A 24,780-nucleotide genomic window follows, 5' to 3' on the forward strand; every position below is an offset into this window, starting at 1 on the left:
GTGACAACGGAGCGATTCGCCGAGGGAGAGCCAGGCTTGGGTGGTTCCCGGTGCAGGGCCGGTCCTTACCGGCCGACGAGCTGTACGTACTTAAGAAGAACCTGAGTCCACAGGGTTTTCGGTAGACATTTGCCGATCACTTCGAAAACACACAGTCCAGCAATCTCCGAGAAGTTGCAAAAGCACTGGCAAGTGCGGTGTTGCTGCGTATATCAGCAACATCTCTCCGATACTGTGATAGTTCAGTTTGAAAGTACCTACCGGTAACAAGCCGGACCCGCGCCCGCGCCTCACTCACGATAGCTACGTTCATTTCCATAGGGTCATTTGGCAAGGCATATAGTGAATTTCTGATTTTGCTGCAGCGCACTTCGCCAGCATGTATCGGACACCTCCTGATTGCTCGCTGTCATCAGGAGGCAATCTCGCTTTTTCTCAGGTTTACCTCGGACCGTAGCCATCTTCTGACGGACGCGACCCGTGTCACCGTGCGGTAGACACCTCCAACAGCACCAGTCACCCCCGGACCAGCCCCGCGATAACCGTCTCCGTCGATTCTCGCGTCATCCCTGCTGCGCCGGCCACCGCGAGAACAAGGCATCCAGTGCCCACACCGGCCAGTAGGGGACGCCGATAAAGCGGGCCGCCGCTCACCTGGGTACCAGGGCAAGAACCCCCTAATTACGTTGTGATCGACGACGATCGCCGAATCGCAGCAGACGATCGCTAAGAAGTGATTCGTCAACGCCGACGAGATCGCCACACACCTCGCTGGCCCGGTGCACCTGCCTACCAGACCCTCCCGGGCGCGGCCCCCACCCCGATGGCGACGTTTGCTTCCCGCGTCGAGAGCCTCGCGGGTGATCGTCGACACGGCCGACCTGCCGTCGGGTCGATACTCGACGATGCCCCAATCCCGTGAGGGCAACGGGCAGACTGCCGCCCAGTCGTGGGGTGTGGCGGCGCCGTCAAGCATTTCAGAATGACAAAAATTTTGGAGGTTATTTTGAGCGGAGCTTTTTGCTGCCAATTTCCTCTCACCGCAGCTTATTGCCCTTTTTATTGCGCCATTTTCTCAAAATAATTCTTAAGTATGTTCAGCATGTCGTTATCCACAACACACTGCGAACCCAGAACGAAAGTCACCAGCACCCGGTCTCAAGTACGGGCTCGGACACCTCGTTTTATCGGTCATGACAGGAAGGCGCCCAGATGAAGCGTAAACAGCACAACATGAGGCGAGACCGCCGCAACACCAAGGCGAACCGTGGCCGTGTCGTCGGCCTGGGTACCGCCGCCGGTGCGTTGCTGACCGCCACCATGACACCGGTGGTTGCCGCACCCCCAGCGCAGGCCGGGGTGCTCGACCTGATCATCAACCCCATCCTCCAACCCATGATGGGCGCCGCCAGCACGGCCGCCGCCGCGGGCACCACCGCGATCAACGGTATCGGCGCGGGTGCACTCGCGGGCCTGCACACCGGTGCCCTCCAAGGCCTCACCAACAGCCTCAACGCCAGCGCGGCGGCCTTCCAGGGTGTGCATTCGGCCGCCCTGGCCAGCATCACCAACAGCCTCACCGCCAGCGCCGCTGCCTTCAACACCGGCGGCCTGAACGCGGCCATCGAAGGCATGCATGCCAGCGCGGCCGCGGCCCTTAGTGGTGGCGGGCTAGACGCGGCGGTCGCTGCGGCGAACTCACCTAAGGCCGCGCTGAACAACCTGGTGTACGGGGCGTTCAGCAACGTCTACACCATGGTCTATACCGCCGGGCAAACCTGGATCGCCAGCCCCACCGGCCAACAAATCGACGGAGCCATCAACGCCCCCTTCCTCTACCTGTTCGGACGCGACCTCATCGGCAACGGCATCAACGGCGCGCCGATCCAAAACACCTCGCCCTTGGGGCAATGGCTGCCCGTCGGCAGCCTCCACGATGGCGGATTCTTGTTCGGCGACGGCGGCGCCGGCGCCGCCGGTACCGCCACCAGCCCCGCCGGCGGTGTGGGCGGTTCGGCCGGGCTGATCGGCAACGGCGGTATCGGCGGCGCCGGGTACTTCGGTTCCATAAGTGGTGCCGCCGGCCGCGCCGCCTTCGGCGGCGTCGGCGGTAATGGCGGTTTGCTGATGGGCAACGGTGGCGCTGGTGGCGCCGGGGGCGGTGTGAGCAGCGGTTCCTTCCAAGCGGCGGCCGGTAACGGCGGTGCCGCCGGCCTCCTATTCGGGAACGGGGGCGCCGGTGGTGTCGGCGCTAACGGGACCCAGCATGGGGGCACCGGCGGTAATGGCGGTAACGGTGCCTGGCTGGTCGGCAACGGCGGCGCTGGCGGCGCTAGCGGCGTTGGCAGCAGCCCAACCAGCTCGACGAGCAGCGCGGGTGGTGTTGGCGGGTTCAGCGGGTTGTTGGCCGGCAACGGTGGTAACGGCGGCAGCTCGTGGAACGGCCCTGAGGTCTACTCCAACCCCCTCCTTGGTGGTGTTGGCGGCTATGGCGGGCTTCTTGGCCTAAACGGTGCGGCGGGCAGCTCGATCAGCGGGTGATGGCCTCGGCACGTCCATGAATACCTAGACCACGAACAGTAAAGGAGCAACACACATGCAACAGCTAACAGCCCTTCGGCCCCTGGTCGCCGCGGGTGCCGCGGCAGTGGGTGCCAGCCTGATCGCCCTCACACCGGCAGTCTCCAACAATGTCGCAGCCGACCTGCACCGCAGCGCCGCAGACATCCAACAGCGGGCGGTGCAGCTGCTGAGCACCGACGATCCCGGGGTGGTCAACCCGATCCAAACCTGGATCAACGTCTTCACCGGCGCGGCCGCCAACCTGCAAGCCGATTACGCGATGGCGACCACCTACGGGTTTTTCCCCGTTCTAGAACAGGAACTCGCCAACCAGGCCTTTATCGACGGAACCCAGGTAATCCCTGCGTTTCAAAACGCGGCGCTCGCCGGTGTTCAGTGGTACACCGAGGGGCCTAACAGCGGTGTCGTGGGTACTATAAGCGGTTTCTGGGGAAACCTATTTCTGGGACTCTCCCAAGTCGGGGCGGGGGACTTCCAGAATGGGTTTGAGACTATAGCCTCGGCGGGCATCCCGGGCCTGGCGTCCAGCGCTGGGTTGGCGCTGCAACCCTTGCTGCCCGTGCTCCCGGACGAGCTGGAGAGCCTGCCGTCCGCTGTTACGTTCCTGCTCAGCGACGCTTATTACTCTTTTGCCATAAACTACTGGCTTGCTTGGCCCAAGGCTCTCGGGTGGGAGCTGGGTACGGATGTTCAAAACGCTTATGATGGGTTTGCTTCTGGTGACCTGCTCGCGGGGGTGACCAACTTGCTCAACATCCCGGGCGCATTCACCGGGCAATTCCTTAATGGCGGCCTGTGGAGTAGCCACGGTTTTTGGCCCGGATTCCTCACACCGGGAACTCCCAGTACCACGGATACTATGGGCTTGCTGTCGTTTTTCACCACGTATGTCTCTCAAGGCCTCGCGAACTCTCTGGTTTATCCCGGTGCGCCCAATATCGTGGAGGGCGGCAATTTCGCCGAGGTGGTTCAGCAATTTTTGGCCCAGGTGTCCAACTTTACCCCGAACATTTATGGTTCCTTGTCTGGCTGGCCGACCCCGGCGATCATCGTCAATAACGTGGTTAATCTCTTCCATACGTACGCCGGTGTCGGTGGTTTGACTAGTGCGGCCACTGGTGCAAGCGCGGCCAACGTCGCCGGTCTGGCTCCGTCGCTCGCGGCTAACCTCTCCGGTCTGGCTCCGTCGATTGCGGCCGATTTCTCGGGGATTGCCCCGTCGCTCGCGGCTGAGATCGGTGGTATAGCTCCGTCGCTGGCGACGAACCTTGCTGGGACGCTGGCGCCTCAGCTGGGGACACTGGCGGCTCACCTCCTTACGTCGCTGTTCTGAGTTGCAGTGCGGGTCTGCTCGCCCAGCGCCGGTGGCAACCACGCCGGTGCTGGGCGGGTGGGCCCGCCCCCGGATAGTGCTGCGTGCAAGCGAGGGCTGTGGCGTCGGCGACGACCACCGATATGCCTGATGACCTGGCGGGTGAAGACACAGATGTTGCGCGCGCCGGGGTGAGTGTCGTGGGGGCAGGCCCGCTGTGTGTGAGACCCGGTAGCGAGGTACCGATGAGCAATGTCAACAGTACGGCGGCGGCCCTGGCACTCACAGAAGACTGGTGCCGACCGGGTGCATATGCGGGTACCGCCCTGGCCTGCGAGCGTCGGGAGGTTCTTGATTGGGCCCAAGCACGCATCGACGAACTGATCGGTCTAGCCGAAGCCAAAGAACACTTCACGACATGGCGCACCGCCCTACAAAACAACCCCCACCATCGTCTCGAGCACGGCGGCGCGGTGACCTCCTGCCGGGAAAACCACATGGTGTTCCTCGGCGCACCGGGCACAGCGAAAAAAACGTTCGCCCGAGTCATCGCCGAAGTGCTGTTCGGACTCGATGTAATCACCCGCCCAGAGGTCACCGAAACCACCGCCCACGACATCGTGGCAGACGACCCCTCACACAGCGCCGCCAGAATGAAAACCGTGTGCGACGACGCCCGTGGTGGGGTGCTGTTCCTCGACGAAGCCCACCAACTAGCCCCCCACACCGACAACCCCTCCCGGGGTGCGGACGTGATCGCCGCCCTGCAAACCCACGTCGCGCACTACCCCGGCGAACTAGTCGTCATCCTCGCCGGCCACCCCACCCCCATGCAGAACTTCCTCACCACCCATGCCGGGCTGGCCGGCCGCTTCCCCCACACCGTGGCCTTCACCAGCCCCACCCCCAACGACATCATCGCTCTCGGGCACCGCCTCGCCAGCAAAGAAAACCTGACCATCGAAGACACCGCATGGGAACTACTGCGCGCCGAAGCAACCCGACTGCGATCCATCCCCCACGGCCACGGCACACTCCTCGACGCCGCCGGCAACGCCCACTACACCCACGACGTCATCCACACCTGCCAACGCGCACGACTACGCCGACTCCACAAACTCGCACCCCACCGCCGCGACCTCGAACACCTCCTCCACACCAACCCCAGTGCCCTCCACGCCAACACCACAGACATGCAACGCGCCCTCACCGCAACACACCCACCCACAACAACCAGCACCAACACCCACCCCACAACACCAAAAACCCAGCAAACACCAACACCGTTGGGCGACAGGCAACTGAACCATGGGCCCCTGAGCCCGCCAATGCGCGTGTATCGATCGCCGGCAATGACCCTGACTCACTCGACTGCTTGTGGCTATGGAGGACCCCAACCACCCGCCGACATCGCTATGGATCATTAGCGGGCGGTCTGGGGCAGTCGCCATGTCTGCTATGCCGTCACAGCGGCCATGAAGGTGCCGGCTTCTCGCCATCCCACGACGCTTTCTCGCGTGTTAAGAGAACCCGCCAGATCCCAAAAGACTGCCGCGCAACCACTTCAGGACAGGTGACAACAGAGCGATTCGCGAGACAAGGCCAGGCGATTCAGATCTACATGGCGGGAAAGCTCGTCATCTGCCGGTGAGAGTCCGATCCGGGTATCTGCCGAGAGGCTGGTGGCCCAGAGAAATTGTCAAGACCTGTGGATCGGGGGTTTTCAGGCGACGTCCGTTCCGGCTTGCTGAGCACCGTCTGAGGGCGGTTGTGGTGGGGTGATGTCGGTGGGCCGTTCGAGTAGTTTGCCCTTGTGGAAGACGGCGCTGGCGCGGACGAGGGAAGAAATGGCCGACACGGCGCGGCAGTACGAAGCGCTGTGGGGGCGCGTACTGCTTCTAGGCGGCACCAAAAGCCCAGATTATCTCGGCGTCACCCTCAGCGAACTAGCAAAAGTGTTACCGCACGCGAACCGGGTGACCTTGAAAAGGTTCTGTGATGCTTGAATACGCACAAGACGTGTTGTTTCCGGTGCCGGACCGAACGGGTTGATGGTCGCGCATGAACTTGCGCTCGCCGGTGTGCGTCCGATCGTGTTGGATCGGCTCGCCGAGCCGAGCAGTGAGCTCAAGGCGAACAGCGTCATCGGGCAGGTGATCGGATCCTTGACATGCGTGGGCTCTACCACGAGTTCGGGGGCGGACCCGGCGCTCCACAGCCCATGAACGCCTAAGAGCCGCCGACAACGCAAGACCGGCCGATGCCGGTCCGCTACGCGGAGCGCTCACCCGCTGGTTCGGCTCAGCCGAGCAAGCGACATCCGCCACGATGCCACGCTATTCACGCTGAGGCTATCGCGGTAGACCTGGCGCACCTATCCACTTGCTGACCAGCTCACAATGTGATCCGCGAACACGACAACATGCGCGGGAGCCACCGCAACTCGAACGGCGAGCCAAATAACCTAGGCTCGTGCATGCGGTTTCGAGCAGCGCCGGTCTCAAGCTAAACTCCACCCCGAAGGGTCACGCGATGGAGCGACCTGTTACACCACGTGCCTGTGCTTGACCCATCGGGTGAGCGTCGGCATGGTGGATCGCCTGGGCGCTCAGCGGACTACCAGTAGCGCATGGCTCGCCGAAACAGGTCCGCCAGAACCGGTTTGCTCATCTCTCGCGGAGCGTTCTGCAATAGGCGCTGCTGCGGGTACGCGCCCGCCGTCAGGGCCGCCACGTCGTCCTCGGTGTAGCCCACCCCGCCGAGGCCGTTCGGCATGCGCACCGCCCGCATGATGCGGACGAGTTCGCCCGCGAGCACCTCGCCCGCGTCCGTCGCGCCGGCGCCCCGCGTGTCGGCGCCGAGCAGGCGCGCGCCCTCCAGGTGCCGCTGCGGGCTTGCCTCCGCGGTGAACCGGAACGACGCCGGCGCGTTGAGGATGACGGCCATGCCGTGCGGCACGAGCGGCTCGTCGGCGGGGTAGCCCGAGGGGCGGAAGTCGCGCACCAGCCCCGCCACCGCGTAGGCCATGCCGTGCGGCGCGTGAACGCCGGCGTTGCCGAACGCGATGCCCGCAAGCGTTGCGGCCCACATCATCTGCTCACGCGCCTCGTCGTCGGAGGCGTCGTGCACCGCGCGCTCCAAAAACCGCCCCAGGAGGCGCAGCGCCTCGCGGCAGCCCAGGTCGCTCCACGGGTTGGCGCCCTGGCTCATCGGTCGCAGGCTGGGCCGTTCCGGAGCGCGGCGCCGGACGTAGGGTCGCGCGGTGTAGGACTCCAAGGCGTGGGACAACACGTCGAGCCCCGCCGAGGCGACGACCTCGGGGGGCAGGCTCGCGGTGCAGTCGGGGTCGACGAGCGCCTCGGTGGGACGCAGCGCGTGGGAGGCGATGCCCGTCTTCGCCTTCAGCGACAGAAGGTCGAAGATCGCGATGCCGGTCACCTCGCTGCCGGTGCCCGCCGTGGTGGGGCACGCGATGTGCGGCTTGAGCGGGCCGGGCACGGGTTTGCCCTCGCCGATGGGCGCGTTGACATAGGTCAGCAACTCGGCCGGGTGGGTGGCGCACAGGTTGGCGGCCTTGCACGTGTCGATGACGGAGCCGCCGCCCAGCGATACGTAACCGTCGGGGTTCAACTCCCGAGCGAAACGCGCCGCATCCAGAAACGAGGCGTCGGTGGGCTCGACGTGAACGTCGGTGTAGGTGGCGACGTCCAGTCCGGCCGCGACGAGCGAGTCGCGCGTCGTCGTGAAGATGGGCAGCCCGGCCACGCCGGCGTCGGAGAACAACGCCACCCGCCGCAGCCCGAGGGCGCTGGCCCGCTCACCCACCTCCGCCAGGCAACCGCGCCCGAAGGTCACCCGCGACGCGTCGACGGTGAAGGCTCGGTCGCAGTCCTCGGCGGCAATGGGAAGGTCGCAGCACGCCATGCTGCTCACAGTAGAGCCGGACGTTCGACGCCGGTCAGGCCCCGTCCCACGCGCGGCGCAGGGCCTCGCCCTGCAGCGCGAACAACCGTTGGGAGACGGGCCAGTCGGGCAGCAGCGTGTCGAATCCGTGGCAGGTGCCCGGAAACACGTGCAGTTCGGCCGAGACCCCGGCGCGAAGCAGCTGGAGCGCGTAGTCGACCGCCTCGTCGCGGAAGGGATCGATCTCCGCGCAGGTGATCAGGGCGTGCGGCAGGCCGCCCAATCGATCCCGGCGCGCCGGGACGGCGGCCACCGATCCGGGTGCCGGGCCCAGGTAGTGGCGCCACATCAGGTCCGCCGCCTCGCTGTCGAAGGCCGGGCTGGTGCAGAACTCCGCCTTCGACGCGGTTTCTCGGTCGTCGAGCACCGGTTGGTGCAGCAGCTGGAACGCGACCGCCGGCAGCGACCCGTCGGCGGCGCCGTGCGCCAGGCAGGCGGCCAGCGTGGCGCCGGCGCTGCTGCCCGCCACGGCCAGCCGCGCCGGATCGATGCCCAGGTCGGCCGCGCGGGCCGCCGTCCAGCGCAGCGCGGCGGCCGCGTCGTCGAGGGCGGCCGGATACGGGTGCTCCGGGGCCAGCCGGTAGTCGACCGACACCACCGTGCAGCGGGCGCGGCGCGCGAGTTCGACGCACTGCCGGTGATCGGTGTCCAGGTTTCCCAGCGCGAACCCGCCGGCGTGGCAATAGACGACCGCCGGGGCCGGGAACTCGCCGCCGTGATAGACGCGCACCGGCACGTCGCCGGATTCGGCCGCCGCGTTGTCCTCGACGATCCGAATGCCTTGCGCATCAACCTGTTCGGCGGCTTCGCGCCGGCGCTGGTTGAACGGTTCGCGGATGAGCCGGATCGAGGCCGGCGAGAAGTCGGTCCGCGTCGTCGCGACCGCGCGCAGGGCGGGATCGAGCCGGTCGAAACCGTCCAGACCGCCGGTGGTGTTCATCGGATCTGTAGGCATTGCCCACCGTCGACGACCAGTTCGGAGCCGGTGATGAACGACGCCTCGTCGGAGACCAGGAACGTCACGGCGTCGGCGATCTCGCGCGGCCTGCCGATCCGGCCGACCATCGACGCCGCGGCCAGCCGCGTCTGCGTGGCCTCGTCGAGCATCGGGGTCGCGATCGGTCCGGGGAAGACAGCGTTGACGCGGATGCCGGACGGGGCGAGTTCGGCCGCCGCCGTCTGGGTCAGGCCCCGAAGCGCCCACTTCGACGAACCGTAGGCGCAGTGCCGCGGGAAGGGGCGGATCGCTCCCGTGCTGCAGATGTTAACGATCGACGCGCGTTCGGCCTCCCGCAGCCGGGCCAGCGTCGCGCGCATGCCGAGGAAGGCGCCCAGACAGTTGACGCGCCAGGCCCTTTCGAAGCCTTCGGCCGTCTCGTCGGCCAGCGACGCCCGGTGCAGCACGCCGGCGTTGTTGACCAGCGCGCTCAGCACCCCGAACCGGTCGACGACCCGCTCGACGGCCGCGTCCCAGTGCGCCGGGGAGGTGACGTCGAGCTCGACCGCAATCACACCATCGTCACCCAGTTCGCCGACCGCGGCGGCGAGTTCGCCGGCCCGCCGGTCGCAGGCGGCCACCGAATAGCCCGCCGCGCGTAGCCGTTTGGCGATGGCCCAGCCCTGGCCGCCGGCTGCGCCGGTCACCAGCGCGACGCGTTGACTCATGATAGCGGGGCCCCGGTTTCGTCGTCGGAGGCGCCGTCGCTGGTCGCCTCGCGCAGGTGTTCGGCCGCTCCGCGCCGCAGCGCCTGCGCCTCGGCCGCCAGGGTGATCATCCGAAATCCCAGCCGCGCCATGGCGTAACCGGTCTTGCCGTTCCCGGCGTGAATGCCGGTAACCAGCCCGGCATTCGTCGCCACGCGGTGGATTCGCGTTATGGCGTCCAGGACCGCGGGGTGTTGGGTCGCGCCGACGGCGTCGACGCCCATCGAGATGGCCAGATCGGCCGGCCCGATGTAGATTCCGGCCAGGCCATCGACGCCGCAGATCGCGGCGATGTCCCACAGCGCCGCCGCCGTCTCGATCATCGCGAACACGCTCACCCGGGACTCCAGGGCGGCCGGGTCGAGACCCAGGCCGGGGCGCAGCGGGCCGAAGCTGCGGATGCCCGCCGGCGGGTAGCGGGTGGCGGCCACGGCCGCGGCGGCCTGGTCGGCCGACTCGATCATCGCGACGGCCACGGCGTCGGCGCCGGCGTCGGCCACCCGCCCGATCGGCGCCGCGTCGGCGTTGGGCAGCCGCACCAGGGTGCCGAGCGGCACGTGTTCGAGGCGTCGCAGGATGCCGGCGATGTCGGCGTCGTCGAGGTAGCCGTGCTGGGCATCGAAGCCCACGTAATCGTAACCGGCCCTGGCGAATTCCTCCGGACCGAGTAGCGTCGGCCCGGTGATCCAGCCGCCCCATGCCGGGGTTGCCCGGTTCAGTGCCTGCCGCAGGTTGCTGTCCGTCATCGTCACTCCGCGATCGCGATCTTGACGCGTTCGGGGACCGGCCGGCAGGCCAGCTCGAACGCGCCCTGCACGTCTCGAACGTCGTGCACGCCGAAGGCGTGCGTGAGGTAGGCGCCGAGCAGGCCGGGGTGCTCGGCGGCGAATTTGCCGGCGAGTTCCAGCACCCGCCGCCGGTCCAGCGTCACACCGGATTTCAGCGTCAGGTTGTTGCGCAGCATGAGGCGCATACTAATCGGGTAGGCGTCGTCGTCGGCAACCCCGAAATAGAAGACGGTGCCGCCGGGGGCGGCGGCCTCGATGGCGTGGCCCAGGGTTGCCACCTGGTGGCCGACGGCCTCGATGACGACGTCGGCGCGATCGGCCGGGGCCAGGTGGCTCACCCACCGGTCGCTGGTGGCGCGCACCGCGTCGTCGACCCCGAATGCCGTGGCGCAACCCGACCGGTCGAGGGGATCGACCCCGGTGACGCGCCGGGCGCCGGCCGCCTTGGCGACGTAGGAGAACAGCAGGCCGATCGAGCCCTGGCCGATGATCGCGACGTGCCGGCCGGCCAGGTCCGGCAATTGCTCGCACGCATAGAGCACGCACGCCAGCGGTTGCAGGCCGATCGCCTCCGCCGGGCTCAGCGCCGGGTCGTAGGGCGCCAGCCCGTCGCCGTCGCTGATGACGCGTTCCATCAAACCGTCGAACCCGGACGCCCAGCCCACCACGCGATCGCCGGGGCGGTGTTCGGGATGCCGGCTGGCGATCACCTCGCCGGCCACTTCGTGGATCGGGAACCCGTCCTTGCCGGCGGCGCTGCGTCCGTCGTCCCCCGGCAGCCGGCCGCGCGCGCCGCGGAAGGCCGGCAGGTCGCTGCCGCACACGCCAGCGGACGAAAACCGCAGCAGCACTTGGCCGTCGGCCAAATGCTCGGGTGTGTTGTCGGGGATCGACGCGCGCTCGAACAGGTACGGGGCGACGATCCGGTAGGACCACACGTCAGACCTCCACCGGGATCGTGTTCCAGCCCCATTGGAAGCTGGACGGCAGCCGGGTGGCGGCCTCGCCCCGGATCGCGTAGTCAGGCACCCTGCGCAGCCATTCGGCCAGCAGCACATCGATTTCCAGGCGGGCCAGGTGGTAGCCGATGCAGAAGTGCTGGCCGCGGCCGAAGGCCAGCGAGCGGCGGATGGGCCGGTTCCAGACGAACTCGTCGGGCTCGGGGTACTCCCGCTCGTCGCGGTTGGCCGAGGCCAGCAGCGTGATGATGCGCTGGCCGGGCCGGATCGTTGCGTCGTGAATGGTGAAGGGTTTGCGCGCCGTCCGCGCGAACCACTGGGCCGGCGCGCAGAACCGGATCATCTCCTCGCGCGCGATCGGCACGGTGTTGCCGGGGTCGGCGCGCACCTCGGCCAGCTGGTCGGGCCGCCGGCTGAGCTCCCACAGCCCGTGGGCGACGATCTTCGGCACGGTTTCGGTGCCGCCGATGAAGATGCACAGCATCTGGGTGGCGACCTCGACGTCGGACAGGGCGCTGCCGTCGGGCAGGCGGTAGCCGAGCAGGCCGTCGACCACGCCGAGCGCGGCCCCGGACGGCTCGGCCCGGCGGCGCCGCACCGCCGGCACCAGGAATTCCAGATAGTTGGGCCGCGCCTCGGCGGTGTCGACGCCGACGCCGGGCTCGGCGAGGCTGCCGGCGTTGACCGCGGCCAGCACCTGGGGCGCCAGATCTGTTGGGATGCCGAGCAATTCGCACACGACGGACGCCACCACGATGCCGCCATAGTCCTGGGTCAGGTCGAACGAGCCGCGCGGCAGCAGCAGGTCGAGCCGCTCGTTGGCCAGCGCGCGGATCCTGGCCTCCAGCCCGGCGACCGCCCTGGGCCGCAGCGGCGCGGAGTGCGCGCGCCGGATCTCGCCGTACAGGCCGGCGTCGAACACGGCGTGAAATGGCAACGGGTGCAACGGCGGATCGTCGACGGGCCCGGTGTTGTGCCTGGCCAAGACGGATGCCGCGGGCAACGTCCCCTCCGACGCGACGAACGTGCCGTCGTTGACTTCCAGCACCCGCCAGACGTCGTCGAAGCGGGACAGCGCGAAGGTGTCCCACCGCGGCATGTAGTACACAGGATGGTGGTCGCGCAGGATTCGGTAGTACGGCAACGGGTTTGCCATCACCGTCGCGTCGAACGGGTCGTAGGAGAAGCTCACTGCAGCGGCGACGGCGGTAGGGCCTGCAGAATGGAGTCCTCCCAGCCGTCGCGCAGGGCCGGCGCCACGCTCATCCAGGTGACGATCTCGGCCGGTGGGCTCTCCTTCCACGAGGGGTAGTGATTGGCGAAGCACTCCCAGCCGCCGTCCAGCGCCCAGTAGTGGATGACCTCGTTATAACGGAAGGTCGTGGTGAACGAGCCCAGCCAGCGCTTGCCGGTGCGTTCCGACCACGGGACGTAGAGGCGCTCCAGCTCGCGGATGTAGTCGTCCTGGCGCCCCGGCTTGGTCCGCATGATCTCCTGGATCACCAGCGGCGCAGTGACATTGGCCTCGCGCAGCTGGGCCAGCGTCTTGTTGCTGGGCCCGGGGTACATGATGCGCCCCTCCCCCGAGGCGCCGATGTCGGCCAGAAACGCCGACCACTTACCGGCAGCCGCGTGGTGGCTGCCGCCCGGCGCCCGGGCCGCGCCGATCCTGGCGTAGTCGGCGAAACCGTCGATCTCCCAGACGATCGTCACCTGCGGCCAGTGGCCGTTGTACGGGGTGGTTTCCCAGATCGCGAACAGCCGGGCGCCGAGCTCGTCCATCATCGGCTGGTAGGACCCGGTGAACGCCTCGGTGAAGTGGTCGCTTCGGCCGGAACCCAGCGAAATCGTCTCGTGCAGGTAGAGCAGTGTGTGGCCGTAGTACTTCTTCATGGGCTAGTCGAGCCGCGAACAGGTCGCCGCGTCGCACATCAGCGTCTCGGTGGGATCGACCGGGCCGCAAGCGATCCCGGCCGCGGCGAGCGCATGGCCCTTGAATCTGCGCGCCGCCGCGCTGAGCACGTGGTGGGTTCTGGTCATCGTGCGATCGACCCCGAGGGGCCATCCGTCACCCCACAGAGCCACCTCGGTCAACCGATCGTGCAGGGACTCGAGCACCTTCTCGCGCACGCGCGCGTCGGCGGTGAATGCCTCGGCGCTGACGGCCAGGCTGTGACCCGTCGATCCCGTCGGGGCGAACTGCGCGTCCGGGTCCAGCGCCTGCACCCCGAGGATCCGCAGCGCGCGGGTGTCGCAGCCGTGCGGTAGCAGCGCGGTCACCTCCCAGCCGGCCATCACGCGGTCGTAGAGCCAGCCCCCGGCCGACGCCACGACGTCGGCGGCGCTGGCCGCGACGACGTCCAGCCGATACCGCAGACAGTCACTGGCCACTCGTTCGGCGGTAACCCGGCCGTTCTGGCTGATGTCGAAGGTTGGAGTGACCATCAATCCGTTCCTCACCGCCGCATCGGAGGGGTGCGTTGGCGTTACCTGCAGCGCTTGTCATGGGCTGGTTGTCACCGGAAAGCGTGACACTTCAGGAAAAATTTGTAAAGGTGCCCGGCTTTCGCACGGCCGGTCAGCGGCCGCGCCGGGCCTCGAGTTCGGCGAGCACGTCGTCGGTGTGCTGTCCCAGTCGGGGCGCGACGGAACGCGGCCCCCACGGCGTGCCGTGGAAATCCGCCGGCGTGGCCACCATCGCGACGCCGGCTTGTCCGTCGGGCACGTCGACGATGCCGCCTGCGGCGTGGAACTGTTCGTCGGCCACGATGTCCTCGAGCGTGTTGACCGGCGACCAGAAGAAATCCGGTTCACCCGCGAAGATCTGGGCCCATTCGTCGAGCGTGCGGGTCGCGAAGATCGCGTCCAACTCGGCGACGAGCTGCGTCGCGTTGGCGGCGCGGGACCGCGCGTCGCGGAAGCGAGGATCGTCGAGCCATTCGGGACGGCCGACGGCGCGGCACAGCGGGGGCCAGTGCCGGTCGCCTTCGAGGCCCACGATCCAGAATCGGCGCCCGTCGCCGGCGGCGTAGTTGTTCATGCACGGGTTGCCCATCGTCTCGCGTTGCCCGATGGCGATCGGCAGGCCGGTCAGCAGGTAGGTGTTCAGGTCGAAGCTCACGGTGTAGGCGCCCTGGCGGTACAGCGAGGTGGTCACCAGCTGACCGGTCCCGGTGCGTTCGCGGGCCACCAGCGCCGCGCAAATGGCGGCGACCAAGGTCATGCCGGCCGAGTGGTCGCCCATGCCGCCGCGCTGGAACGGCGGCGTGTCGCCGGGCCGCGTCAGCAGGTGGGCCACGCCGGCGCGGGACCAGAACGCCGCCACGTCGTAGGCGGCGCGGTCGGCGTCGGGCCCGGTTTCCCCGTACCCGGTGATCAGGCCGTAGATCAGGCGCGGGTTGTGGGCGGACACGGACTCGTAGTCCAGCCCGAGGCGTTGCAGCGCGCCGGGGCGCACATTGGTCACGAAAATGTCTGCGTCAGAAAGCAATTCGAAGGCGGTGTCGCGGCCGGCGTCGGTGGCGAGGTCCAAGACGATGCTGCGTTTGGACCGGTTGTCCATTTCGAACGGCGGATTGACCCCGAGATCGCATCCCAGCATCCGCCCGAACAGGCGGCCCGGGTCGCCTGTCGGCGGCTCGATCTTGATGACGTCGGCGCCCCAGTCGGCCAGGATGCCCCCGGCGGCCGGTCCCGCGACCCACACCCCGAGCTCGACGACTTTGATGCCTTCTACCGGTCCGGCCATGGCTGGATTTCTACCGGCGAGTGCGGGGTTGTGTCACGCGAAATCGTGATCTGCCGACAAGAAGCTGGCAATCGCCTTCATCGGCAAGAAAAGATGAAGCGGATCGACCGGTGATTCCAGGAACTCGGCGTGATGGAGAGAGAACGCGCGAGCGGTGTCGTCGCGAGCATGGACCAACAGGGCGGGCGCTGCCACCGATCTCGATAACAGGAGGACTCGCCGCATCGCGTCGCGCAACAAACCCCAGCCCAGGCCACGGCCCTGCCATTCGAGATCGACGGCCAGCCGGGCCAGCAGAAAGCACGGGACCGTTTCGGGGGCCTTCTTTGCAACCGCTTCGGGAGCAGTGCCCCGTGCGTAGCCCGCGACCGTGATCGCGTAGTAGCCAACAACGCGACCGTCGAAGGTACTGACGTAGGTGGTCGCGTTGTTGGCGCGTTGGTTCTGCCAGCTGTACTTCTTGAGCCACTCGTCGAGTTCGGCCGCACCTGACTCGAAGCCGGTCCGATCGTGAGCTTTGGCAAGTTTCTCCGGCTCGCCCGGCTTTGCTTGGCCGCCTTCCGTCAACGGTCGCGGTCAATCGCGCTCGGCGAATGGACTCTCGCGCTGCAGAAGTCGATGAAGTTTGGGCATCGGCTCTAGCGGAGCGTCCAGCAGGGCCTGGAACTTTGCCCACTGTTCTTCGCTGGCGACGAACCATCTGCGATCGGCAAGAACCCGCTCGGCGCTCTCCAAGACGCTGTCCAGAATGAAGTCCGTAACCGTGCTTTCTGTCGCTTCTGCGGCCTGACGTATCAGCTGCTGCTGCTGGGCGCTGACTCGGAAATTCAAGCGCTGGTCGCGAGCGGTTTTGGTGGTGGCGGCGTCGGTGTTGCCCATGATTGCCTCACTGGTTGAGTACATACAATGTACATACTATCCGGCCCCGGGGGTCGACCTTGGGGTCCGGTCCGTTTCCTGAGCTTCGACGACGCCCGTGCGGATGTGGTGGCCGCGCTGCCTTCTGTTTAGCGCCGCGAAAGTGCAACTGGCAACGCATTTCCCGAGAGCCACCGTCGGTGGTTGCACTTTCGCGGCAGGCAGAGAAACGTCGCCGGGCGGGCCCGATCTGGTCGCCCTGTGTTTGGCCCTACAGCAACCCGTTGGCCCCATTGTTGCCGGCCTGGCCCGCGGTCCCGAGGGGTAGGGGTCCGAACAAGACGTTGCCGCTGGTATTGGTGCCCGCGAAGGTGACCGTCACTGGGACCGTGCCGCCGGTAGCCATCACCGCACCGGACGGACTCACGGAAGTGACATTGGACCCGAGCAGGAAGGAGACGGTAGCGCTTCCGGGGGTGTTGTTGAGGAGCGTGAAGCTCGATCCGACGGTGAGGCTCGCGAGTGAGGGGCTCTGACCGCTGCCGGTCCCGCCTTGCCCGGCAGCCCCGCCCTGCCCGTATAGCCACCCGCCGCGCCCGCCGTCGCCGCCATTGCCGCCGTTCAGTACGAGGGGTGTGGTCTGGCCGGTGGACAGGGTCGCACTGTTGGGTCCGCTGTTGCCGCCCTGTCCGCCGCTGCCGCCGGCGCCCCACAACCCCGCGGCCCCACCGACTCCGCCTGTCCCGCCGGTGAAGGCGGTTACGCCATCGGCCCGCGAGGCCGCCCCGCCACCGGCGCCGGCGCCGCCGTTTCCGTACAAGAACCCGCCGTTGCCGCCGGCCCCGCCAGCTGCGCCGGCCCCACCGGCGCCGCCGAGACCGCCGTTGCCGATCAACCCCGCGGCTCCACCGGCGCCGCCGGCCACACCGGTGCTGCCCGTCTGCGAAAAGCCGTTGCCGCCATTGCCGAACAACAACCCACCCGCCCCGCCGTTTCGGGTTGGTTACCGTCCCATTGGCACCGTTACCGATCAACGGGCGCCCTAACAAAAAATTGGTGGGCGCATTGATCATCGCCAAAACGTCTTGCTCCGCGGTCTGCACCAGCGAGGCGTTGGCCACCTCAGCGGCCGCGTACGAGCCGCCCGCGCCGCTTAACGCCTGCACGAACTGGGCGTGAAACGCCGACGCCTGCGCACTCAGCGCCTGAAAGGCCTGCCCGTGGCCGGCAAACTACCGACGTGATGGCCGCCGATATCTCATCACCGGCGGCAGGCACCATTGCGGTAGTCGAGGCCGTCGCCGCCGCGTTCGCCGCGATCAGCTCCGAGCCGATGTTAGACAGATCCGTTGCCGCTCGCGCCAGGAACTCCGGAGCCGCCGTCAGATACGACATCGCTTCCTCCCACCGGGCCGTCGACACATCGACAAATCGGAGACAGATCGGATGACGTGAAGATACGCGGATTCCCACCCGATATTTCAGCGTTCCGCCAAACGCGCACGCCAGCCAAAGAAATCCCCTGTTAGCGGAATCCCGCATTCCCCCATTTACACTATGCAGAGCATTTGTAATGCAGAGCGGAACCGGTGTCGGACCGGCGTTCCATGTCAGTGCTCAACGGCCTGGAAACCGTTGCGGCCCTTCGGAGGTGGAGCCATGAGCCTGGTGGCCGGACGTGGTCCGCTCGGCGCCGATCCGGCCGGGCGGTTCTTCCCGGCGATACCCGCCGAGGTCGTGTACGTCGAGCCGCATCCGCGGCGCGTGCAGGCGTTCCGGGCCGGGCGTGCGGTGATCGATACCGAGCGGGCGCTGATGGTGCACCGGCGGGGGCGCCCGCTGAGTTACGTGTTCCCCGTCGAGGAGATCGGCGACCTACCGGCCGAACCCGAACCGGAGGCGCCCGGCTTCGTCCACGTGCCTTGGGACGCCGTCGACACCTGGCTGGAGGAAGGCCGCGAACTCGTCCACTACCCGCCGAACCCGTATCACCGCGTCGACTGCCGCCCGACAAAGCGGCGCCTGCGCGTCTCGGTGTCCGGCACCACGTTGGTGGACACCGACGACACCGTGATCCTCTTCGAGACCGCGCTCGCGCCACGGCTCTACGTCGACCCGGCGCACGTGCGCACCGACCTGCTGCGACGCTCGGGGACAACGAGCTACTGCAACTACAAAGGCTTCGCCACGTATTGGTCCGCCACCGTGGACGGCCATGTCGTCGATGACATCGCCTGGAGCTACGACGACCCGCCGCCGGAAAGCCTTCCCATCCAAGGCTTCCTGAGCTTCGACGACGACCGTGTGGATGTGGTGGCCGCGCTGCCTTCTGTTTAGCGCCGCGAAAGTGCGACTGGCAACGCATTTCCCGACTTGCCACCGTCGGTGGTTGCACTTTCGCGGCAAAAGTCAGTGAGCGTCGATCACGAGGGACCGGAAGCGGTCGAGGGTCTCGAGCGCGTGCGCCATGCTGTCGCCGGGCAGGCCGACACTCACCCACGTCACCCCTTGTTTCGCCAGCTTGTCCAGGCCGTCGAGGTAGGCGTCGGCGTTGAACGCGTCCTTGGCGGGGTTGCCGCCCTCGCCGTTGGTGAAGGCGATGTCGATCGCCGACCAGTCCCTGCCCGCCGCATCGCATCGGCGTCGCAGATCCTCGATGCCCGCGGTGAGGCGCTGCGCGGAGTCGATGACGGCGGTGCCGGCCGTCCGGGCCAGTTGGGGCGGGGCGGGAAACGGACACCAGCCGTCGCCGTACCGCGCTACCCGCTCGCGGGCCGCCGCGGTGTTGCCGCCGATCCAGATCGGCGGATGTGGGCTGCTGACGGGCCGGGGGTGCGCGGTGATGCCGCGGGCGCTGAAATGCTTTCCCTCGAAAGACATGTCGTCGCCAGTCCAGATTGCCCGGATCACCCGCAGCGCCTCCTCGAACAGCTCGGCGCGCTCGTCGTAGCTGACACCCAGCGCCGCGAACTCGCGTTTGAGGTAGCCCACCCCGACGGCCAGCGTGAAGCGGCCACCGGAGAGCAGGTCGAGCGTGGCGCCAGACTTGGCCACCACGAACGGGTTTCGATACGGCAGCACCACGATGTTGGGGATCAGCCGCAGCGTGGTCGTCATGGCCGCAGCGAAACCCAGTGCGACAAAAGGATCTAACGCGTCGTGCCCGCCGGCTTCCAGCCACCGCTGCGAGGGCGCCGGGTGGTCGGTGAAGCCGAAACCGTGAATCCCGGCCGCTTCGGTGGCCGCCGCCACCTTCCCGATGCCGTCCCCGCTCACCAGCTCCGGGTTGTAGGGATGGCTGTGCATCGGGTGGGTGATGGTGAAGCGCATCTGGGCTCCCCGCCGCTAAAACCGTGCGCGGGAATCGATCGCGGCGTCGGTGGTGCGCAGCGGCCGGATCAGCGCCTCCTGGGCAAAGGAGGCGAGCAGCTCGCCCTCTTGCGTGTGCACGGTGCCGCGCACATACGACATTCCCGCGCCGACCTGGGTGCTCTCGTGCGTGTAGAGCAGCCACCCGTCCCAGCGCACGGGTTCGTGGAATGCGACGGAGATGCTCATCGGCGCGGTGGACACGGTCAGGTGCGCCTGGCTGGTGCCGATGCCCGGATGCGCCCGCATGGTGGTCGAAATCCCCAGGTGGCCGGTGAAATACGCGACGAGCGCCTTGGCCAGATCGTCGCGCGTCGGGATCGGGTCGTAGCGCAGCCACGCGTAGAGCTCCGGCGGCCCGACCTCGTCGGGGCTGTTGACGTCGACCACGTCGACGAGGCGCAGCTCCCGCCCGATCATCGGCATCTCGGAGTGGTTGGCGTCGGCGGGCGCACCCACGTCGGGACGGGGCAGGTGATGACGGATCACGTCGGCGGTCGGGACGTCGGCCAGCACGGTGATGCTCAGGCAGCGCCGGCCGTTCTGATGGACAGCGACGACGGCGGTGCCGGTGGACCGGCCCTCGGCCACGACGTCGAGGACGAGTTCGATCGGCGGGCCGACGGTGACGGCGCGGGAGAACACCGCGTGTGCCGAGCGCACCGACTTGTCCGGGAATCGTTTGGCCACCGCGACAATCGCCTGGGCGAGCACCTGGGTGCCCTCCACCACCTGCCGTTCGTCGGCGCCGGCGATGCCGGTGACGCCGGCGAACCGGTCCTGCCCGTCGGCCCGCACGTCGAACAGATCCAGCAGGCCCTGCACCGTCCACTCGGTCTGCTCAGATTCTGTGGTCAAGTCCGCCCCACCTCTCCGCAGTAGCAGGTCACGGCTCAGCGTGACACTTTGGGTAGGGTTTGTAAAGTTAGCGGACCGGCCGGTAGACGCCGCGGAACGATCCCGCGAGGCGACCCGCTGGATTCACGCGGCGGGTGTCAGCGCACCGACAAGCTTCAGGTGTCGCAGTGCGTCGACTCTCCCGCGGCACCGAGCATCGGATTGACATCAGCGCCGACATTGCGTGACACTTTTGCGGTGTTTTGTAAAGTGGAAGATTTGTCGAAGGCGTGAGCGGATGATCCCCAAGCCCCTGGCCAACGGATTCTGCTTCGGCGAGGGCCCGCGGTGGTTCGAAGGACTGCTGTGGTTCTCCGACATGCTCGGCGAGGCCGTGCACACCGTGGACATGCGTGGCTCGCTGACCACGTTGCCGCTGCCCGGACGCTGCCCGTCGGGTCTGGGTTTCCGTCCCGACGGGTCGCTGCTGATCGCCTCGACCAACGACCGGCAGGTGTTGCGCTACGACGGCGAGACGGTCGTCGTCGCCGCCGATCTCGCCGACCTCGCGCCGGCCAGCCTGGGCGACATGGTCGTCGACGACGCGGGGCGCGCCTACATCGGTTCCCAGGCATTCTCCGGCGGCGTGATCGTCCGCCTCGATCCCGACGGCACCGCCGCCGTCGTCGCCGAGGACCTCGACTTCCCCAACGGAATGGTCATCACACCGGACCGAAAGACGCTGATCGTCGCCGAATCGATCGGCCGGCGGCTCACCGCGTTCACCATCGACGACGACGGCGCGCTGCGCGACCGGCGGGTGTTCGCCGACGGGCTGGACGGGCCGCCGGACGGCATCGCGCTCGACGCCGAGGGCGGGGTGTGGACGTCGATGACGCTGGCCCACCAGTTCGAGCGGATCACCGAAGGCGGCGCCGTGACCGACCGCATCGACATGGGCGAACGCGTCGCCATCGCCTGCGCGCTCGGCGGCCCCGAACGCCGCATCCTGTTTCTGCTGTCGAGCACCGACGCGTATCCCAAGCGCCTGGCCGGCACGCGGCTCTCCCGACTGGACGCCGTGCAGGTCGCCGCGCCCGGTGCCGGGTTACCCTGAGGCACCCCGGAGGTGGACGAGTGACCGATTCTTACTACGAGCTGATCGACGACGGCAGCGCCACGGCGTTGGGCGAAAAGTTCAGGGCGACCGACCTGGCGCGCGGCACCTGGTCGGCGTCGATTCAGCACGGCGGCCCGGTGTCGGCGCTGCTGGTTCGGGCGCTGGAGCGATGCGAACGGCGCGACGACACCCGGCTGTCCCGGGTCGTCATCGACCTGCTGGGCAGGGTGCCGGCCGAGGGCGACCTGTGGGTCAGCTCGCGGCTGCAGCGGGGCGGCAAACAGATCGAGCTGGTCGGCGCCGAGCTGCTGGCCCCGGGTCCCGACGGGCAGCCCCGCCCGGTCGCCCGGGCCAGCGGTTGGCGGCTGCAGCAGCAAGACACCCGGGCGGTGGTCCACGCGGCGGCCGACCCGCCCAGGCCGAGGACCGAAGCCCGCGACCGCAACCTCAGGGCGAGGGACTGGGACCGTAACTACGTGCACAGCCTGGACTGGCTGTGGCTGACCGAACCACTCAGCGAGGGCCCGGGCGAATCCTGGATCAAGCCCACCGTCGACCTCGTCAAGGGCGAGACCATGACGCAGCTGGAGCGGCTGTTCGCGGTGGCCGACTGCGCCAACGGCATCGGCAGCAAACTGGACATCACCAAGTGGACGTTCCTGAACACCGACCTGGCCGTGCACGTGTTCCGCGTCCCCGACGGCGACTGGATCGGGATTCGCGCCGAAACCCACTACGGGCCCGACGGCATCGGGACGACGGTCGGCACGCTGTTCGACGAGCAGGGCGCGGTCGGCGCCATCCAGCAGTCCGTGCTGGTGCGCCGCCGCCCCGGATCGGCCTGAGACGGGAGCGGAAGAAACATGGTGACGTCGGCAAGACTTCGTAAAGTCTCAGATATGACCCAGCCGGCCCGGGCCGAGACCGACACCTCCACGCGCCAGCGGATCCTCTTGGCGACCGCCGAGGTGCTCGGCCGCAACGGCAAAACCAAACTCAGCCTGTCCGAGGTCGCCGCCCAGGCCGGGGTGTCGCGCCCCACGCTCTATCGCTGGTTCGCCTCCAAAGAAGAGTTGCTGTCCGCGTTTTCGAACTACGAGCGCCAGTTCTTCGAGGGTGGCCTGGTCAAGGCGACGGCGGGACTCAAAGGGGTCGACAAGCTCGACGCCGTGCTGCGATTCATCGTCGACTACCAGCACTCCTACTCCGGTGTGCGCATGGTCGATGTCGAGCCCGAGCACACCATCGCCCATGTCTCCCGCGTCATCCCGCAGATGCGAGACGGTCTGCAACGGCACCTTCCCGGACCCAATGCCGCGTTAAAGGCGGCGACGGTGATCCGAATCGCCATATCGCACTACATCGTTCGAAGCGATGACGCCGACCAATTCCTGGCGCAGCTGCGTCACGCCGTCGGTATCAAGAGCAACTAACCCTCTCGGCCGAGCGTGCGCAGTTGTACGCCGTTGCGCGGCGTGTCGTGTGCAAACACGCACGCTCGCGGCAAAGGTGATCAGTCAGAACAGCACTGCGGCGTTCAGGTAGCCGGTGGGGTCGAACGCCGCCTTGACCGTCCGCATCGCGGCGATATCGGCCGGCTCCCTTGACATCCCGAGGTAGGCGCGCTTGCGACTGCCGACGCCGTGCTCGGAGCTGACGTTGCCGCCGCACCGCGCGATGAGGTCCATCATCGGCCCGTACAACGCCTCCTCCCGCTCGACCGGCACCCGCAGCACGTTGAGGTGCAGGTTGCCCTCGCCGACATGGCCGAACAGCAGCGGCAGCGCCCCACCGACCTGCGCGCGGATCAACGCGACCGCGTCCGCGGCGAACCCGGCGATCGCCGACAAGGGCAACGACACGTCGAATTTCAGCGGCGGCCCGTACACGCCCAGCACCTCGGCCAGGGATTCACGAACGCGCCACAGCCGTTGCCGCGCGGCGACATCCACGCCCACCGCCGGTTCGCCACACAGCCGCGCGCCGTCAAGCAGGTCGGCGAGCCGGTCGGTCTGATCGTGGTCGGCGGCCAGCTCCACCAACAGCAGCCAGTCACCCCGCACCGGCGCGCCCACCCCGAGATGTTCGGCGGTCAGCGCGGCGGCCCGGCCGTCGATCAGCTCCAGCGCCGCGATCCCGTCCACGTCCCGAAAAGTCCGGCCGGCGTCGACCAGCGCCTCGAGGTCGGCGAACCCGCAAACCGCCGTCACCCGATGCGACGGCGTGGGGTGCAGCCGCAGGTCCAGCGCGGTGATGACGCCGAGGGTGCCCTCGGCGCCGACGAACAGCGCCGGCAGGTCGTAGCCGGTGTTGTCGCGGCGCACCAGGCTGTGCCGGCGCATCAGCGAACCGTCGGGCAGCGCCACCTGTAACCCGAGGACCTGCTCGCCCATGTTGCCGTAGCGAACGGTGCGCAGGCCGCCGGCGTTCGTCGACGCCATGCCGCCGACGGTCGCGGTGTCGCGGGCGGCCAGGTCCACGCCGAACACCAAACCCACCGCGGCCGCGGCGCTGTGCACCGCGGCCAGCGTGGCCCCGGCGCCGGCCTCGATGCGGCGCTCGACGGTGTCGACATCGCTTAGCGCACACAGCCGTTCGGTTGACAGCAGCACGTCGTCGTGCTCGGGAACGGTGCCGGCCACCAAAGAGGTGCGGCCACCCTGGACCGTCACATGCGCCCCGGCGTCGCGGCAGACCCGCAACACCTCGGCGACCTGCTCGGCGGACGCCGGCCGCACCAGCGCGCTGGCCCGTCCGCGATAGCGGCCCGTGTGGTCGACGCTGCGCCCGGCCAGCACGTCGGGGTCGGTGACGACGTGGTTCGCCCCGACCACATCCGCCAGGCTGCGCAGCATGCTCGCCGTTATAGCACCGCCCGCCACGGTCCGGGCACCCACCAAGCCGGCGGGGCCCCTTCTCGGGAGCGGCCGGCCCGCGCCGGGCGGGGTGGGCGTCGTCGCCGTAGCGCCGAATTTGACTGCTGCGCAACGTGTTCGACGGTGGATCGTCCGACGCCCGGGCGCCACAAGCGCCATCCAACCCATCGGGCCGCATGATGCTAAGTTCGACGACGGGAGCGAAGGAGCGGAACAATGAATTCGGGTTTGTTCGCCGGTCTGACCATGGTCGCCCTCGTGCTGGCGCTGGTGTTCCTGGCCTTCGCCGCCGTCTTCGTCAAACGCCTCGGCGACCGAGCGCCCACCCCGGCAAGCGAAGAAATAGGCGGCGCCAGAGCGGTTACGAGAAAAGTGCGCAAACGCGAACCGATGTCGAAGGACGAGTTGGACTTTGCGAAGCAACTCGTCGCCGCTCGTAGCTCCTTGATGGCGCTGTGCATCCCCGGCGCCCTGTTCATGGTGGGATGCTTTTATGTGTTTGGCAGCCTTTACCACTTGCATGGAGCGACGCCCTCCGAGCGGACGTTTCTCGGGGTGTTCCCCATGCTGGCCTCCACGAACTTCACCGTTCAGATTCTCCGAAGCGCAAGGCTGAAGCGACGCCTGCAGAAAATGTCCTGACGCACCACAAGGCTGTGGTGG

The 24,780-nt window shown here is 67.8% G+C and carries 23 protein-coding genes and 3 pseudogenes; 10 read left to right on the top strand and 16 right to left on the bottom strand.

Annotated features, from left to right (window positions below):
• Positions 1-1,212: 1,212 nt before the first annotated feature.
• From G6N25_RS24150 to G6N25_RS24155, 3 genes are all read left to right on the top strand, one after another.
• The gene (locus G6N25_RS24150) at positions 1,213-2,541 is read left to right on the top strand and encodes a PGRS repeat-containing protein (protein WP_158084946.1); all 1,329 of its coding nucleotides are present in this window, start codon (positions 1,213-1,215) and stop codon (positions 2,539-2,541) included.
• 55 nt (positions 2,542-2,596) lie between these two features.
• The gene (locus G6N25_RS08660; protein ID WP_142272900.1) at positions 2,597-3,916 is read left to right on the top strand and encodes a hypothetical protein; all 1,320 of its coding nucleotides are present in this window, start codon (positions 2,597-2,599) and stop codon (positions 3,914-3,916) included.
• Positions 3,917-4,140: 224 nt separating this feature from the next.
• Positions 4,141-5,322, top strand: coding sequence for an AAA family ATPase (locus tag G6N25_RS24155; protein ID WP_163672414.1), 1,182 nt, complete (start codon positions 4,141-4,143; stop codon positions 5,320-5,322).
• A gap of 296 nt (positions 5,323-5,618) precedes the next feature.
• Here the strand turns inward: G6N25_RS24155 and G6N25_RS08670 are convergent.
• A pseudogene (locus G6N25_RS08670) lies at positions 5,619-5,759 on the bottom strand (IS256 family transposase); the annotation flags it as partial.
• Here G6N25_RS08670 and G6N25_RS08675 point away from each other — a divergent pair.
• Together G6N25_RS08675 and G6N25_RS08680 are read left to right on the top strand one after the other, a co-directional pair.
• Complete coding sequence (locus G6N25_RS08675; protein ID WP_163672315.1) at positions 5,743-5,901, top strand: hypothetical protein; 159 nt, start codon at positions 5,743-5,745, stop codon at positions 5,899-5,901. The pseudogene G6N25_RS08670 and the gene G6N25_RS08675 sit on opposite strands and share 17 nt — an antisense overlap.
• A gap of 45 nt (positions 5,902-5,946) precedes the next feature.
• Positions 5,947-6,116 (top strand): annotated as a pseudogene (locus G6N25_RS08680) (FAD-dependent oxidoreductase); the annotation flags it as partial.
• Positions 6,117-6,511: 395 nt separating this feature from the next.
• On the opposite strand, the gene G6N25_RS08685 reads toward G6N25_RS08680, so the two are convergent.
• The 12 genes and pseudogenes from G6N25_RS08685 to G6N25_RS24460 all read right to left on the bottom strand — a co-directional run.
• Positions 6,512-7,819: a hydroxyacid-oxoacid transhydrogenase gene (locus G6N25_RS08685; protein WP_083076688.1), complete on the bottom strand. Its 1,308-nt coding sequence runs from the start codon at positions 7,817-7,819 to the stop codon at positions 6,512-6,514.
• 34 nt (positions 7,820-7,853) lie between these two features.
• Positions 7,854-8,813 (bottom strand): alpha/beta hydrolase, encoded by a 960-nt coding sequence (locus G6N25_RS08690; RefSeq protein WP_232065730.1) that lies wholly within the window; start codon positions 8,811-8,813, stop codon positions 7,854-7,856.
• Entirely contained in the window at positions 8,795-9,523 is a 729-nt protein-coding gene (locus tag G6N25_RS08695; protein ID WP_083076681.1) for an SDR family NAD(P)-dependent oxidoreductase, read from the bottom strand. The genes G6N25_RS08690 and G6N25_RS08695 overlap by 19 nt, the downstream gene beginning before the upstream one ends.
• The gene (locus tag G6N25_RS08700) at positions 9,520-10,308 is read right to left on the bottom strand and encodes an HpcH/HpaI aldolase family protein (RefSeq protein ID WP_083076678.1); all 789 of its coding nucleotides are present in this window, start codon (positions 10,306-10,308) and stop codon (positions 9,520-9,522) included. Before G6N25_RS08700 ends, G6N25_RS08695 begins: the two co-directional genes overlap by 4 nt.
• 2 nt (positions 10,309-10,310) lie before the next feature.
• Entirely contained in the window at positions 10,311-11,288 is a 978-nt protein-coding gene (locus tag G6N25_RS08705; protein WP_083076675.1) for a zinc-binding dehydrogenase, read from the bottom strand.
• Position 11,289: 1 nt separating this feature from the next.
• Positions 11,290-12,501, bottom strand: a complete 1,212-nt coding sequence (locus tag G6N25_RS08710; RefSeq protein ID WP_083076671.1) for a cytochrome P450 — start codon at positions 12,499-12,501, stop codon at positions 11,290-11,292.
• Positions 12,498-13,202: an NIPSNAP family protein gene (locus G6N25_RS08715; RefSeq protein WP_083076667.1), complete on the bottom strand. Its 705-nt coding sequence runs from the start codon at positions 13,200-13,202 to the stop codon at positions 12,498-12,500. Before G6N25_RS08715 ends, G6N25_RS08710 begins: the two co-directional genes overlap by 4 nt.
• 3 nt (positions 13,203-13,205) lie before the next feature.
• On the bottom strand, positions 13,206-13,754 hold the full coding sequence (locus tag G6N25_RS08720) for a hypothetical protein (RefSeq protein ID WP_083076663.1): 549 nt from the start codon (positions 13,752-13,754) through the stop codon (positions 13,206-13,208).
• A gap of 133 nt (positions 13,755-13,887) precedes the next feature.
• Positions 13,888-15,057: a CaiB/BaiF CoA transferase family protein gene (locus tag G6N25_RS08725; RefSeq protein ID WP_083076659.1), complete on the bottom strand. Its 1,170-nt coding sequence runs from the start codon at positions 15,055-15,057 to the stop codon at positions 13,888-13,890.
• 33 nt (positions 15,058-15,090) lie between these two features.
• Positions 15,091-15,624 (bottom strand): GNAT family N-acetyltransferase, encoded by a 534-nt coding sequence (locus G6N25_RS08730; RefSeq protein ID WP_083076655.1) that lies wholly within the window; start codon positions 15,622-15,624, stop codon positions 15,091-15,093.
• 9 nt (positions 15,625-15,633) lie between these two features.
• Positions 15,634-15,936: a type II toxin-antitoxin system TacA family antitoxin gene (locus G6N25_RS08735; RefSeq protein WP_083076698.1), complete on the bottom strand. Its 303-nt coding sequence runs from the start codon at positions 15,934-15,936 to the stop codon at positions 15,634-15,636.
• Positions 15,937-16,456: 520 nt separating this feature from the next.
• Positions 16,457-17,310: pseudogene (locus tag G6N25_RS24460) on the bottom strand (PE family protein); the annotation flags it as partial.
• A 264-nt stretch (positions 17,311-17,574) separates the two neighbouring features.
• Between G6N25_RS24460 and G6N25_RS08745 the strand changes: the two are divergent.
• Entirely contained in the window at positions 17,575-18,252 is a 678-nt protein-coding gene (locus G6N25_RS08745) for a DUF427 domain-containing protein (RefSeq protein WP_083076652.1), read from the top strand.
• Positions 18,253-18,324: 72 nt separating this feature from the next.
• Here G6N25_RS08745 and G6N25_RS08750 read toward each other — a convergent pair whose 3' ends face one another.
• Both G6N25_RS08750 and G6N25_RS08755 read right to left on the bottom strand, forming a co-directional pair.
• Entirely contained in the window at positions 18,325-19,245 is a 921-nt protein-coding gene (locus tag G6N25_RS08750; protein WP_083076649.1) for an LLM class F420-dependent oxidoreductase, read from the bottom strand.
• Between the two features lie 15 nt (positions 19,246-19,260).
• Positions 19,261-20,142 (bottom strand): acyl-CoA thioesterase, encoded by an 882-nt coding sequence (locus G6N25_RS08755; protein WP_083076645.1) that lies wholly within the window; start codon positions 20,140-20,142, stop codon positions 19,261-19,263.
• 277 nt (positions 20,143-20,419) lie between these two features.
• Here G6N25_RS08755 and G6N25_RS08760 point away from each other — a divergent pair, with 277 nt between their 5' ends.
• From G6N25_RS08760 to G6N25_RS08770, 3 genes are read left to right on the top strand one after another with little or no spacing between them, the layout of a single operon-like run.
• Entirely contained in the window at positions 20,420-21,238 is an 819-nt protein-coding gene (locus G6N25_RS08760) for an SMP-30/gluconolactonase/LRE family protein (RefSeq protein WP_083076642.1), read from the top strand.
• A 20-nt stretch (positions 21,239-21,258) separates the two neighbouring features.
• Positions 21,259-22,086, top strand: a complete 828-nt coding sequence (locus tag G6N25_RS08765) for a thioesterase family protein (RefSeq protein ID WP_083076639.1) — start codon at positions 21,259-21,261, stop codon at positions 22,084-22,086.
• A gap of 54 nt (positions 22,087-22,140) precedes the next feature.
• Positions 22,141-22,674 (top strand): TetR/AcrR family transcriptional regulator, encoded by a 534-nt coding sequence (locus G6N25_RS08770; RefSeq protein WP_083076635.1) that lies wholly within the window; start codon positions 22,141-22,143, stop codon positions 22,672-22,674.
• An 84-nt stretch (positions 22,675-22,758) separates the two neighbouring features.
• On the opposite strand, the gene G6N25_RS08775 is transcribed toward G6N25_RS08770, so the two are convergent.
• A complete protein-coding gene (locus tag G6N25_RS08775) occupies positions 22,759-24,096 on the bottom strand; it encodes an FAD-binding oxidoreductase (protein ID WP_083076632.1) in 1,338 nt (445 codons plus the stop codon).
• A gap of 237 nt (positions 24,097-24,333) precedes the next feature.
• On the opposite strand from G6N25_RS08775, the gene G6N25_RS08780 reads away from it, so the two are divergent.
• Complete coding sequence (locus G6N25_RS08780) at positions 24,334-24,759, top strand: hypothetical protein (RefSeq protein ID WP_083076628.1); 426 nt, start codon at positions 24,334-24,336, stop codon at positions 24,757-24,759.
• Positions 24,760-24,780 lie beyond the last annotated feature (21 nt).

Source organism: Mycobacterium heidelbergense, assembly GCF_010730745.1.
Classification (GTDB): Bacteria; Actinomycetota; Actinomycetes; order Mycobacteriales; family Mycobacteriaceae; genus Mycobacterium; species Mycobacterium heidelbergense.